Source organism: uncultured Tateyamaria sp. (genome assembly GCF_947504105.1).
Taxonomy (GTDB): domain Bacteria; phylum Pseudomonadota; class Alphaproteobacteria; order Rhodobacterales; family Rhodobacteraceae; genus Tateyamaria.
Window position 1 is genome coordinate 13,521 of record NZ_CANNGP010000001.1, and the last position, 13,737, is coordinate 27,257.

General features: G+C 59.5%; 11 protein-coding genes. 6 read left to right on the plus strand and 5 right to left on the minus strand.

Features of this window, described 5'->3' with window-relative positions; genetic code table 11:
- Nucleotides 1-161 precede the first annotated feature (161 nt).
- On the plus strand, nt 162-1,103 hold the full coding sequence (locus tag Q1A75_RS00065; RefSeq protein WP_299554958.1) for a radical SAM protein: 942 nt from the start codon (nt 162-164) through the stop codon (nt 1,101-1,103).
- A 116-nt stretch (nt 1,104-1,219) separates the two neighbouring features.
- Nucleotides 1,220-3,967 (plus strand): DNA gyrase subunit A, encoded by a 2,748-nt coding sequence (gene gyrA, locus Q1A75_RS00070; RefSeq protein WP_299554961.1) that lies wholly within the window; start codon nt 1,220-1,222, stop codon nt 3,965-3,967.
- A gap of 3 nt (nt 3,968-3,970) precedes the next feature.
- Here gyrA and Q1A75_RS00075 read toward each other — a convergent pair whose 3' ends face one another.
- From Q1A75_RS00075 to Q1A75_RS00090, 4 genes are all read right to left on the minus strand, one after another.
- Nucleotides 3,971-5,596, minus strand: coding sequence for a hypothetical protein (locus Q1A75_RS00075; RefSeq protein WP_299554964.1), 1,626 nt, complete (start codon nt 5,594-5,596; stop codon nt 3,971-3,973).
- A gap of 94 nt (nt 5,597-5,690) precedes the next feature.
- Nucleotides 5,691-7,166: a carboxypeptidase M32 gene (locus Q1A75_RS00080; protein WP_299554967.1), complete on the minus strand. Its 1,476-nt coding sequence runs from the start codon at nt 7,164-7,166 to the stop codon at nt 5,691-5,693.
- Nucleotides 7,166-8,311, minus strand: a complete 1,146-nt coding sequence (gene ctaA / locus Q1A75_RS00085; RefSeq protein WP_299554970.1) for a heme A synthase — start codon at nt 8,309-8,311, stop codon at nt 7,166-7,168. Before ctaA ends, Q1A75_RS00080 begins: the two co-directional genes overlap by 1 nt.
- 61 nt (nt 8,312-8,372) lie before the next feature.
- Nucleotides 8,373-9,101, minus strand: coding sequence for an RNA methyltransferase (locus tag Q1A75_RS00090; protein ID WP_299554974.1), 729 nt, complete (start codon nt 9,099-9,101; stop codon nt 8,373-8,375).
- Between the two features lie 136 nt (nt 9,102-9,237).
- On the opposite strand from Q1A75_RS00090, the gene Q1A75_RS00095 reads away from it, so the two are divergent.
- Nucleotides 9,238-9,852 carry a thiamine phosphate synthase gene (locus tag Q1A75_RS00095; protein WP_299554977.1) on the plus strand — a complete coding sequence of 205 codons (615 nt, stop codon included), beginning with the start codon at nt 9,238-9,240 and terminating at the stop codon, nt 9,850-9,852.
- Here Q1A75_RS00095 and Q1A75_RS00100 read toward each other — a convergent pair.
- Nucleotides 9,849-11,042 (minus strand): HupE/UreJ family protein, encoded by a 1,194-nt coding sequence (locus tag Q1A75_RS00100; protein WP_299554980.1) that lies wholly within the window; start codon nt 11,040-11,042, stop codon nt 9,849-9,851. The two genes, Q1A75_RS00095 and Q1A75_RS00100, sit on opposite strands and share 4 nt — an antisense overlap.
- On the opposite strand from Q1A75_RS00100, the gene Q1A75_RS00105 reads away from it, so the two are divergent.
- From Q1A75_RS00105 to Q1A75_RS00115, 3 genes are read left to right on the plus strand one after another with little or no spacing between them, the layout of a single operon-like run.
- The gene (locus Q1A75_RS00105) at nt 11,041-11,844 is read left to right on the plus strand and encodes a DUF4198 domain-containing protein (protein WP_299554983.1); all 804 of its coding nucleotides are present in this window, start codon (nt 11,041-11,043) and stop codon (nt 11,842-11,844) included. The genes Q1A75_RS00100 and Q1A75_RS00105 overlap by 2 nt on opposite strands.
- 45 nt (nt 11,845-11,889) lie before the next feature.
- Nucleotides 11,890-12,783, plus strand: a complete 894-nt coding sequence (locus Q1A75_RS00110; protein ID WP_299554986.1) for a PfkB family carbohydrate kinase — start codon at nt 11,890-11,892, stop codon at nt 12,781-12,783.
- On the plus strand, nt 12,780-13,700 hold the full coding sequence (locus tag Q1A75_RS00115; protein WP_299554989.1) for a pseudouridine-5'-phosphate glycosidase: 921 nt from the start codon (nt 12,780-12,782) through the stop codon (nt 13,698-13,700). Before Q1A75_RS00110 ends, Q1A75_RS00115 begins: the two co-directional genes overlap by 4 nt.
- Nucleotides 13,701-13,737 lie beyond the last annotated feature (37 nt).

Consider the following 13,737-nt stretch of genomic DNA (forward strand, 5'->3'; position numbering starts at 1 on the left):
GCAGATTCAAACAGATACTCAACGCCCGATGCTGCACCTGCATCACACGGTCACATATTTCTATCACAAAGCCGTCAATGGGACACAGTCCGCTTTCACCTTGCCCCCGCACGACATAACTCTACGCTCGGACCGCACAGAAAAAGACGGAAACAGGCGATATGAAAGACTTGGCAAATCTGGGCAAGTTCCAGGACCCCCATGTAACGGCCAAGGGCGAAGCGCGGGCAACGGTTGCGCTGACCCATCCCGAAACCCTTTGGTTCAACACCGGCACGCTGTGCAACATCGCCTGTGCCAACTGCTATATCGAAAGCTCGCCCACCAACGATGCGCTGGAATACATGACGGCGGATGAGGTCTCCGGCTATCTCGACCAGCTTGAAGACCGCAATTGGAACGTGCGCGAGATCGGCTTTACCGGTGGCGAACCGTTCATGAACCCCGCCTTCCTCGACATGGTCGAACGGTCGCTGGATCGCGGATACGATGTTCTGATCCTGACAAACGCCATGGCCCCAATGACGCGCCCAAAGGTCCAGGCCGGCATCGTACCCTTGGTCGAGACCTATGGTGACAAGCTGACCTTCCGCATCTCGCTCGACCACCACGCAGCCTCTGTTCACGACACGGAACGCGGTGTCGGCACTTTCGCCAAAACCCTGCGCGGCGTGGATTGGCTGTCGTCTATCGCGGCCCGACTGGCTGTCGCGGGCCGGATCGAAATGGCAGAAGACGAAAATGAGGCACGCGTGGGATATGCCGCGCTCTTTGCCAAACACGGCTGGGACATCGACGCCCAGGACCCCGGCATGACGGTCCTCTTCCCCGAAATGGACGCCAATGTCGAAGTGCCCGAAATCACGACCGCCTGCTGGGGCATCCTGAACAAACATCCCGACGCGGTGATGTGTTCTTCCTCCCGCATGGTGGTCAAACGCAAAGGGGCCGCAACCCCCGTCGTTCTGGCCTGCACCCTCCTGCCCTACGACCCGCAATTCGAGATGGGCGAAACGCTCGCGCAGGCCGAGGCGGACGTCTCCCTCAACCACCCGCATTGCGCCAAGTTCTGCGTTCTGGGTGGCGCATCCTGTTCAGCCTGACGAAACAGTATCATTTGCAATCGACACCGAATGCCCTCTCGGCATTGCACCTTATCTGTGGTTTCTGCTAGGGTTCACCGCAACATCTAGTGACGCGCAAGAACGAGCAGAAAAACGTGAACGACACGCCCCAACCACCTGAAAACGATGATGAAATGATGCCTGAGCGGCCCGCCTACGATGGACCTTCGGTCTCCATCGAAGACGAGATGCGTACATCCTATCTGGACTACGCCATGTCGGTCATCGTCTCCCGTGCGATTCCCGACCTGCGCGACGGGTTGAAACCGGTCCACCGCCGCATTCTTTATGCGATGCATGAGACCGGCAATACGCACGACAAATCTTACCGCAAATCGGCACGTCCCGTAGGCGATGTGATGGGTAAATATCACCCGCATGGTGATGGCGCGATCTATGATGCGCTGGTGCGGATGGCACAGGATTTCTCGATGTCCCTGCCGCTCCTCGATGGGCAAGGCAACTTCGGTTCGATGGACGGCGACAACCCTGCCGCCATGCGATACACCGAAGTACGAATGGACAAGCCAGCGGCCTTTGTCCTTGCCGACATCGACAAGGACACCGTTGATTTCCAGGACAACTACGACGGCAAGGACCGTGAGCCCACTGTCCTGCCTGCACGTTTTCCCAACATGCTGGTCAACGGCGCGGGCGGCATTGCCGTCGGCATGGCCACGAACATCCCGCCCCACAATCTGGGCGAAGTGGTCGATGCCTGCCTTGCATTGATTGAAGATCCGGACCTGTCGTCCGAAGACCTAATTGAATACGTGCCGGGCCCGGATTTCCCGACGGGTGGTATCATGTTGGGTCGGTCTGGTGCGCGCAAAGCTTATCTGGAAGGGCGTGGCAGCGTCATTGTGCGTTCCAAGACCCGCGTCGAGGAAATCCGTAAAGACCGCTACGCCATTGTCATCGACGAGATCCCCTATCAGGTGAACAAGGCCACGATGATCGAACGCATCGCTGAGGCAGCGCGTGACAAACGGATCGAAGGGATTTCGCACGTTCAGGACGAATCTGACCGCAACGGCGTGCGGGTGGTGGTCGAATTGAAGCGGGATGCCACGGCCGAGGTCGTGTTGAACCAACTCTTCCGTTTCACGCCAATGCAAACATACTTCGGATGCAACATGCTTGCGCTGAACGGGGGCCGTCCAGAGCAGCTTACATTGCGCCGCTTCCTGACCTCCTTCCTCGACTTCCGGGAAGAGGTTGTGATCCGCCGCACAGCCTTTAACCTGCGTAAGGCGCGCGACCGGTCGCACATCCTGTGCGGTTTGGCGGTGGCCGTCTCGAATGTGGACGAAGTGGTTGCAACCATTCGGTCCTCCGCCGACGCCGCAGAGGCACGCGAAAAGCTTATGACCCGCCGCTGGCCCGCAGCCGACATCGCGGACTACTTGCGTCTGATCGATGATCCATTGTCGAAAATGCACGACGATGGCACCTATAACCTGACTGAGGTGCAGGCCCGTGCGATCCTTGATCTGCGCCTGCAACGCCTGACACAGATCGGCGTCAAAGAGGTCACGGATGAACTTGAAGAATTGGCTGCTAAGATCTCGGAATATCTCGAAATTCTGGGATCACGCGAACGGATTCTCGGCATCATCTCGGATGAGCTGACAGAGGTCAAAGACCAGTTTGCCGTGCCGCGCCGCACCGCGATTGTCGACTGGTCCGGCGACATGGAAGACGAAGACCTGATCGAGCGCGAGGATATGGTCGTGACCGTCACATCCGGCGGCTACATCAAGCGCACGCCATTGGCAGACTTCCGCAGTCAGAAGCGTGGCGGCAAAGGTGTTAGCGGCATGCAAACCAAGGAAGAGGATGTGATTACCACCCTCTTCGTCGCCAATACTCACACGCAGCTTCTTTTCTTCACGACCGATGGCATGGTGTACAAGCTCAAGACATGGCGCCTGCCGCAAGGCGGTCGCACATCCAAGGGCAAGGCTATCGTCAACATCCTGCCCATCCCCCAAGGCGTAAGTATCGCCGCCATCATGCCCGTCGACCGGGATGAAAAGGAATGGGATGACCTGCAGGTCGTGTTCGCCACTTCCGCTGGAACCGTCCGGCGGAACAAGCTGTCGGACTTCACCAATGTGATGCGGAACGGCAAGATCGCGATGAAGTTTGAGGATGAGCACGCTGATACGACCCTGATCAACGCACGTATCGCGTCGAATGATGACGATGTGATGCTTGTTACAAATTCGGGCCGCGCGATCCGCTTCCCGGCGACCGACGTACGCGTGTTTAATAGCCGTTCTTCTGTCGGAGTGCGTGGTGTCAAGCTAAGCGGGTCGGACCGCGTCGTATCAATGTCGATCATCCGGCATTTCGACGCAACCAGCGATGAACGGTCGGCCTACCTCAAGATGCGCCGCGCCGTCGCCGGGCTTGCCGACGATGGCGAAGCCTCCGACGAGGAAGAAACCAACGCCAACGCAACCATCAGCCAGGAACGCTATGCAGAAATGTCTGCGGCCGAAAACCTGATCCTGACGATCACGGCGCAAGGCTCGGGCAAGCTCAGCAGCAGCCATGACTACCCCGTCCGCGGGCGCGGTGGCCTCGGTGTTGCGGCGATGGACAAGGCCATGCGCGGCGGCGACATCGTGGCATCGTTCCCCGTCGACTTGGATGACCAGATCATGCTCGCTACATCCAAGGGTCAGTCAATCCGCGTGCCCGTGGATGGCATCAGCTTCCGCTCGCGCAACGCTGGAGGCGTACGCGTCTTCAACACCGGCAAGGGCGAAGAAGTCGTCAGCGTCGCATGGATCGCTGATCAGGGTGACGAAGAGGAAGAAGGCAGCGAAGGCTGATCTTCAGTTCAGCGACGGCAGAACATCTTGTAACGGGATCGGCGTGTACCACAGCGTGTCGATCTCGGCCTCGCGCACCGCGTCGCAGTGCGGCGTATCACGTGCCATGTCCACGACGATGGCATAGCTCTCTTCCATTAACGGAATGTGTTCGGCGCAACTTGGGTACACATCCACGTCGTGCTCGCAAATGTGCGCCCGCAGCCGCTCTGCGCGTACAAATGGGCACAAGATATCTCGTTCAAAGTCTACGCTTTCGGCGGCCTTGACCCACTGCGGTGTCGCACCATCCTTTTGGGCGTCATAGTAGGTCTGTACTTGCCGGGTCTTTGACAAAAGATACAAATCGAGCCCTCGAACAATGTCACTTTCATAGACAAGTGCGTTTATTTCGGCGTCTTCGTAAGCGTAGTACTGACTGAAATCGCTTTGGATATGCGCGCTCGCATATCTGTGCCAAAAGTCGCTTGAGTACGGTGCAGCATGAAGCCTGCGAACTGAAAAGTCGCGCTTCTGTTTGGCCAGCGCCTCAAGCCGCTCTGCCTTGTCCACCTCGCTTTCGTCGCTGTTCACGCGCCGTGTCGTCGCGCTGCCATCTGAGTTAAATACGGTGATCCACGGCAGTTCGAATTGAACATCTTCAACCATGTCCAAAAGGCGAAGATTGAGCGGGTCCATCTCAAGGAACGCAAGACTGCGCTCAAGATGAGCCCGTCGCATTTTGTTCTTCATGTTGCGGCGCTTGTGGTAGAGGCCGAAACGGTTTTGAAACGTGCTCGCCCACCGGTCCAGATCCATCAGTTCATACAGATCTGGTTCCATGCTCACGAACGCACTTTCGATCCAGTCCAATTGAGCTTCGGACACCGCGTCATAGCCAAAGTTGTTCATCATGTTCAGCAATCTGACTGACACCATGTCCGGATTGTCGGGGTTGTAGTCCGGCCACTCAGCGATGTCCTGGTTTCTTACCTCGCCATAAACCGTCTGCCCGTACATCAGGCACAAGGTCCGCGCCTCGTCCGAGATTCGAGTGGCATACTCCTGGCAAAAGGTGGCTATCGCCTCCATTCCGTAGCGCCCAACAAATTCATATGCACGTTGCAAGGTGCCCCAATTCGGATGACTGTCCATGACACGATTCACAGCGGCGACAGGATCACCAACCTGTTTGTCATAGCCATACATGACAATCACCGCATCAGAGGCCGGGATCAGATCGGGTGCCGCCGCATAGGCAAACCGGGCATGCAGCACGCCTTGGTCCCGCATCTTGCGCGCGACATCATAGCTCCAACCGTTGCGGCTTGACGCGATTGCGCCCGCAGCATTCCAAAGGCTCCAGGCTCGGGCAATCCGCGCGTAATGATTGCCGGTGTCCCGGTTCAACCACTCCTTCACAAAGGTGGTTGTTTTCGGGTGGCTGCGCGACAATACGATAAACAAATCGCGCATGTCATCCGCGCTCAGATCATCCCGTTCAAAGCGCTGTTGTGCGTCTTCGACCAATGCTTGAACGGCGATGAAGTCACCGTCCTGAACCTTGTCAAAAAGCTGCCGATCAAGCGATGGCTCTGCAGCTGCTGGAAAGCCAAAGACCATCAAAACCAACGCCAGAATTGCGCGCATCACTGCCACCTCTCAATACTATCAAGAGTAGTATCGTGGCCGATTGCGACTCCGCTGGGCCCACACTTGGGCGATGCTGTGGCGCAGAACAGTTCTACAGCCTGTAGATGCCCGCGAACTTGTCCCGAAGATATGCAACCAAAGGCTCGGGGCCGGGGCTGCGTCCGCTGGCACGTTCGATCACCTCGCGCGGCTCGTACAGGCTGCCATGGGTTTGCAAATTGTCGCGCAGCCAGGTCGTCGCCGCCGATGTATCCCCTTGTGCCAACTGCGCATCAAGGTCCGGCACGGCGGCACGCAAAGCCTCATGCAGACACCCGGCATAGACATTGCCCAAGGAGTAGGTCGGGAAGTACCCGAACAATCCGACGGACCAATGCACATCCTGCAACACACCGTTTGACGGCTTATCGACGGCATATCCGAAATCAGCCTCGAACCGATCATTCCAAGCGGCTTCCAAGTCATTAACGCTCAGATCCCCGGACATCAGCGCCCGTTCCAAATCAAAGCGCAACAGCACATGCAGGTTGTACTGCACCTCGTCTGCTTTGGTCCGGATGTAGCCCTTGGACACCGTGTTCACCGCGGCAAAGAAAGCGTCCTCACTCTCGATCCCGAAATCCCCAAATGCATCACGCATCTGACCGTAGAGCCAACCGGTAAAGGCACGGCTGCGGCCCAACTGGTTCTCGTAGATGCGACTTTGGCTCTCATGCACTCCCATCGACACCCCGCGCCCAAGCGCGGTCATCAGATAGGCATCGTCGATGTTCTGCTCATAGCAGGCGTGCCCGACCTCGTGGATGGTCGAGTAGAAACAATTAAACGGGTCTTCGGGGTTGATGCGCGTCGTGATCCGCACGTCTGTGCCCGACCCGGATGAGAATGGGTGTACCGCCTTGTCGATCCGCCCATGTCCCATGTCATAGCCGAATGTCTTGGCCAACAGCGTGCTCAGCCGAAGCTGCACCACGTCGTCAAATGTCCCGGTGACTCCATCGGGCGCAGGGCGCTCCAGAATGGCCGCGCGCAGGGATGTCAGGGCGGGCCGCAGCGCCCCAAACATCGCTTCCAGATCCGCGCCCGTGGTGCCCGGCTCGTAATCCTCAAGCATCGCATCATACAGATCGCCGCCATTGGCCAGCGCCGCACCTTCTTCGCGTTTGAGGGTGACAACCTCCTCCAGCACAGGCGCGAACGCCTTGTAATCATCCGCTTCGCGCGCCTCGGCCCATTTGCCTTGTGCCGTCGACGTCACCCGCGCGATCTGGGCTGCAAGATCGGCCGGCACCTTCGACGCCCGGTCATAGCTGCGCTTGATCTCGCGCAGCTTGGCCGCACCCACTTGATCCAGCACGCCCCCTTCAATGGCGGCCAACCATTCACCCACCTGCGGATCAGTCCGGCGGGCATGCAGAACGCTTTCCATCGCCGCCATTTCCTCGCCCCGTTGGGCAGCGGCACCGCGCGGCATCATCGTCTCCTGGTCCCAGCCCAGACGTCCCGCAACCTGCCCCAAGGCCTGTGTCGTGTGGTCAAAGGCCAAAAGGTCGTCAAACGCTTTCATCAGGATGTTCCTCGAATGGATGTGGCAATGGGATAGGCCGACAGGAACCGGGCGCGCAGGATCAGCGCCCAAAGCACCACAGCCAGGAATTGGTGCAGGATCGCCACCTGCCATGGCGCGCCATAAAGCACGGTCGCGATGCCCAGTACGATCTGCAGGCTCATCGCTGCAAAGACGGCATTGAAAGCAAAGCGCGTGTTCTCATGCGCCGATCTGCGTCCGCGCAACCAGACCACCACGGCAAAGGCAAACAGCAGATAGCCGGTCACGCGGTGGATAAACTGGACCAGCCCAGGGCTTTCAAAGAAATTCCGCCAGAAGGGTTCAAACACAAATGCACTGGCCGGGAACACCTGCCCGCCCATCAAAGGCCAATCAGTATAGGATCGCCCTGCATCAATCCCAGCCACAAGCGCCCCAATCAGGATTTGCAGAAAGGCAAAGTGCATCAGGCCCGTCGACATCGAAAACAGCTTGGCCTCTTTCGACCGGCGCGCCTGCATCAGATCCCGCTCGGACCGGCCAAGCAGGTAGGTATACCATGCAATGAAACCCAGAATGACAAAGGCAAGGCCCAGATGCGTGGCAAGCCGGTAGCTGGCCACATCCACCATGCCCTCGCCCTGCGTCACGCCGCTGGCAACCATCCACCAGCCAATGGCCCCTTGCAGGCCACCCAGAACACCCAGCCCCAACAATCGCGGCGTCCAACCCGTGGGTATCTGGCGGCGGATCAGGAACCAGAAGAACCCAATGGCCCAGACCAGACCAATGACCCGACCCAACTGCCGGTGCCCCCATTCCCACCAGTAGATGACCTTGAAATCGGCAAGCGTCATCCACTGGTTCTGGATACGAAACTCATCAATCTGCTGGTACAGGGCAAACTCCGCCTGCCAATCCGCTTCGTTCAGCGGCGGAATGGCCCCGGTAAAGGGACGCCATTCCGTGATGGACAGGCCGCTATCGGTCAAACGGGTCAAACCACCCACCGCGATCATCACGACCACGAGGGCGAAAAGGATCATCAGCCAGACCCGGATGGCACCGCGCGCACCGCCCCTGCCCTTATCGATGACCCCGGTTTCAACCACCTGTTTTTCAGTGGTGCCAACCTCTTCGAAAATGCTGCGGTTCTTTGCCATTTCAGCCTCGGGTTTCTGTGTTGACGCGCAACCTAGGCCTGCCCGTACCCAAGGTCCAGCGTCACTGACGCGACGCCCAGCGGACCATCTGACGCAGCATGCCATGCAGGGTCTGTACGTCGGCACGTGTCAGGGGCATCCGGCTCCACAGATTGCGCAGGTTCATCTTCATGCTTGGCGCCTTGTGCTCGGGGAAAAAGAAACCGGCGTCCTCCAGCCGCTCCTCGAAATGACGCGCCAAGTGGTCAATCTCATGGCCGTCGGCCCAGTCCGTGCCTGCCATCTCGACCACGCGATGTTCTACCTCTGCACTCGCACGCATCCACTCATAGCCCACCAGCAAAACGCATTGGGCCAGGTTCAAAGACGGAAACTCCGGGTTCACGGGGACCGAAATCAAGGCATTGGCCTGCGCGATATCCTCGTTCTCAAGGCCCGCGCGTTCCGGGCCGAACATCACGGCCACATGCTGGCCCTCGGCAATCCGGCGCGCCGCATCCTGCATAGCCGCCTCGGGGCTGAAGACCTGCTTGGTCATGTCGCGCATCCGCGCAGTCGTGGCATAGACAAAGCTGCAATCCGACAGGCTGCCCGCCACGTCCGGATGCACCGTGGCCGCATCCAGCACACGGCCTGCCCCGCTGGCCATGGCCACCGCTGCCGGGTTCGGCCAGCCATCGCGCGGATCAATGATGCGCATCCGGTCCACGCCAAAGTTCAGCATCGCCCGGGCCGCAGCCCCGATGTTCTCGCCCATCTGGGGGCGTGTCAGCACAAATGTCGGTGTCATGGCGCGCCGTCTACCCCGACGCGGACGGCCCGACAATCCCCTTCCCTGTTTCCAAAAAATCCCCGCCGGAGGCAAAAAAGTTTCCAAGTGCCATGGTTTCGGCTAGAGCGACAAACAGAACAAAAGGACCACGCCAATGAGTGCCCCCGAGCAGCCGCAGATCTACCTTCTGACCCCGCCCGTGTTCGAATTGTCGGTGTTCCCCGATCAACTGGCCTCGGTCCTCGATGCACATGACGTGGCGTGCATCCGTCTGGCCCTGGCCACCCGGGACGAAGATCGTATTTCCCGCGCCGCCGATGCCTGCCGTGAAGTGGCCCATGCCAATGACGTGGCCATCGTGGTAAACGATCATACACAACTCGCCGAACGTCTGGGTCTGGATGGCGTACACTTGTCCGATGCCTCGAAATCGGTCCGCGATGCGCGCAAGGCGCTTGGCCCGGATGCCATTGTTGGCAGCTTCTGCGGCACATCCCGCCATGACGGCATGACAGCAGGCGAAGCCGGTGCCGACTATGTCGCCTTCGGCCCGCTCACCGGGGTCGGAGATGAAGCCACGGCAGAGCACGACCTGTTCGCCTGGTGGTCCGAGATGATCGAGGTGCCAATCGTGGCCGAGGGTGGATTGACCCTCGACATCGTCAAGCGGCTCGCCCCCATCACCGATTTCTTCGGCGTCGGCGAAGAGATTTGGGGCGACGAGGATCCCGCCGCCGCCCTTGCCCGCCTGATGGACCCACTGGGTTAAAGCAGCGTCCGCTCAATCACCCAATAGATCGCCACAACCGCGATGATCAGCGATCCGGTCATGGACCATGCCCGGAACATGACATTGTAGTCGGTGATCGTCTCTTCCTGCCCCTCAAGGTCAGACACGCGTGCGGCACGCACACCCAGCCACAAGGCAAAGGCCGCAAGCGCAATGACGGTCAGCTGGCCCAGTTCAACCCCGACATTGAACCCGATCAGGGCCGGGATGAATTGCCCCTCTGGCAGGCCGAACTCCCCCAGCACGGACGCAAAGCCAAGGCCGTGCAACAGACCAAAGCCAAACACGATCATCGGTCGCCACCGGTTGAGACCACGGGCAAAGATGTTCTCGACCGCGACATAGACGATCGAGGCCGCAATCAAGGGCTCAACGATACTGCCGGGCAGGTTCACCAGCCCCAGCGCGCCAAGCGCCAGCGTGACCGTGTGCGCCAACGTAAAGGCCGTGACCTGCCACAGAAGTGGACCCAAACGGGTCGACAGGAAGAAAAGACCAAGAACGAACAGGATGTGATCCAACCCCTTAGGCAGGATATGGTCAAAGCCAACCGGGACGTAGGCACCAAAAGTCTGCCAGCCAGACGCCTCATCCCCACCGGCAACCGCAATCGGGCCACTGTTCTCGCCACCACCAATCAGCCCGGTATAGGGCGCCTCTACCCCTTGCTGGCGCAGGATCAGATCCCCCGCACCGTCAGGCCAGGCCACCTGCAAAACGTTTGTCCCCGCGGGGACAGATCCGGTCAGCGCCACGTCGGAAATGCGCGCAAGCTCTTCATTTGGCACCTCGGGCACGGTCACATTTTCAAGGCTGAGTGCAACGGGCTCACCATTGGCGATCAGCAACGGCAAACTGTTCCATGTCGTCACAAGCGTAGAAACACGCGCCTCGACCTCTGCGCCACTCAATGCGCGCAAGGCGTCATAATCGCCCGCATTCTCGGCATTGTCCGTATCTGCCACAACATCCAGATCGATGCCCGACAACTGCGCCTCGACATTCACGCGCACCTCAAGCCGCACCGCACCATCCACAACGGTCAGGTCTGCAATCGTCGGCACAACTTCGTGAGCCACAGCCACATTGGACCAAATCGCCCAGCAAAGAGTTGACAACACCGCCCAAAGCCGCAGCTTCAAAGGCACTCGAACAAAGGCAGCCTGCATGTATATCGTCCGTCTTCTATTTGCTCTTTGGTGCGCCATCCTGACGACAAGCGCAACCGCTCATGAATTCTGGATCGAACCAGAGACGTATCAAGTGGAGCCATCGGGTAAAATCGTGGCACGACTTAAAAATGGTGAGAACTTCGAAGGCGTGAATCTCGCCTATTTCGAACGTCGCATCGAACGGTTCGACGTGGTGGTCGGTGACACCATACGCCCGGTCGAAGCGCGAATGGGTGACAATCCGGCCCTTGATGTGTCCGCACCTGTCGACGGTCTGGTCGTGGTTGTGCATGAAACGACATCGTCTTCATTAACGTATAAAGACTGGGCAAAGTTTCAGAAATTCGCCGATCACAAGGATTTCGCGAACATCGAAGCCCGGCACGCCAGCAATGGCTTCCCTGAGCCACCTTTCAAAGAACGCTACACCCGCCACGCTAAGTCCCTGATCGCTGTTGGAGATGGTCAAGGCGCGGATCGGGCACTGGGTCTGAAAACCGAATTCATAGCGTTGACCAACCCCTACGCGCCAGCGTTCGATGGCACCATGCGGGTTCAAGTCAATCTCGACGGTGCTGTGCGCCCAGACGTACAGGTCGAGGTGTTTGATCGTGATCCTGATGGAAGTGTTGCCGTCACCCTGCATCGCACGGACGATGCGGGCATTGCATCTGTTCCGGTGGAACCCGGCCATACATACCTCTTTGATGCCGTTTCGATCGCGCCGATAACAGATGGCGGCGACGTCGTATGGGACACGTTCTGGGCCGCTTTGACATTCGCCGTCCCGACCCGGTGACCACATCCCCTTGCCTCTTCCCGCAGTGGACGGCACAAGGCGGGCATGACGCGATCACATGACATTCTCTGCATCGGTTCCGTCCTCTGGGACGTGATCGGCCGCGCGCCGCTGGCGATGCGCCAAGGATCAGACGTGCCGGGCAGGATCACCCGCCTACCCGGCGGTGTTGCCATGAACATCGCCATGACATTGGCCCGTTTCGGCCTGACACCAGCCTTGCTGACGGCCATTGGCCGCGATGCTGAAGGGGACGAGTTGATCGCGGCCTGCACCGCGCGCGGCATGATCACGGACACCGTCTATCGCTCCGAAGACTTGCCAACCGACCAGTACATGGCCGTCGAAGGTGCCAATGGCCTGATCGCAGCCATCGCAGACGCGCATTCGCTGGAAAGCGCCGGAGCCAAGATCTTGCGCCCGCTGACCGATGGCACCATCGCAACAGATCGCGCGCCCTACACCGGCCTTGCAGCCCTTGATGGCAACCTGACACTGGACCTGCTGAACGAAATTGCGACCAGCCCGGTTCTTGCAAATGCAGACCTGCGCGTCGCCCCGGCCTCTCCCGGCAAGGCCGAACGGCTGGGTCCGTTTTTGACGCACAGCCGCGGGACGCTCTACGTGAACCTCGAAGAAGCGGGCCTACTCTGCCAACGCGGTTTCGAAACATCCATGGACGCGGCCGAGGGGTTGCTGGACCGCGGCGCGGCCCGTGTTCTTGTGACAGATGGCGGCAACACGGCCACCGAAGGATCAGCTGACGGGTTGGTCAGCGAAACACCCCCGCAAGTGCTGGTCACCCGGATCACCGGCGCCGGCGACACATTCATGGCAGCCAACATTGCGGCGGAAGTCCGGGGGGCAGATCGCCCGGAAGCGCTGCACGCCGCGTTGGAAGCCGCCGCGATTTATGTTTCAGGAAAGACGCCCACATGACGCTGTTCACCCCCTCGCCCGAAGTCGCAGACGCATTGGCCGCTGGCGCGCCGGTTGTTGCGCTGGAAAGCACGATCATCACGCACGGCATGCCCTATCCGCAGAACCTCGAGGTCGCGCGCCAAGTCGAGGCTGACATCCGCGCGGCCGGAGCTGTACCCGCGACGATGGCCGTGATCGACGGCACTTTGCATGTGGGCCTGACAGACACACAGCTTGAAACGCTGGCACAGGCCAAGAACGTGGCCAAGCTGAGCCGCGCGGACATGGCGACTTGCATTGCCAACGGTGGCACGGGTGCGACAACGGTCGCCGCCACAATGATCGCTGCCCGGATCGCAGGCATCTCCGTTTTTGCCACCGGCGGGATCGGTGGTGTGCACAAAGGCGCTGAAAATAGCTTTGATATCTCTGCCGACCTGCTGGAGCTGGCGCAAACCCCCGTGACTGTGGTTGCGGCCGGGGCCAAGGCCATCCTCGACATTCCGAAGACGCTCGAGGTCCTAGAAACTCAAGGTGTGCCGGTCATTGCCTATGGGCAGGATGACATGCCCGCCTTCTGGTCACGCAGTGCGGGCATTGCCGCCCCACTTCGCATGGACAGCGCCGCATCGATTGCCGCGGCCCACGCGCAACGTGCCGCAATGGGTATCCCGGGGGGACAACTGGTCGCAAATCCGATCCCCGAAACAGACGAGATCGACCGGGCAACACTTGCCCCCATCATCGCACAGGCTGCACGGGACGCAGATGCACACGGCATCACCGGCAAAGGGGTGACGCCGTATCTGTTGCAACGCATCTTTGAACTGACCGAAGGGCGTTCGTTGACGGCAAACATCGCTTTGGTGCGCAACAATGCGCGGCTGGCAGCCGCCATTGCAACGGAATTGGGCGCAATGGGGCCAAATGCCTGAATAAAGGGCGGAAACCATTGTAGTGCCCGAGCCGTTG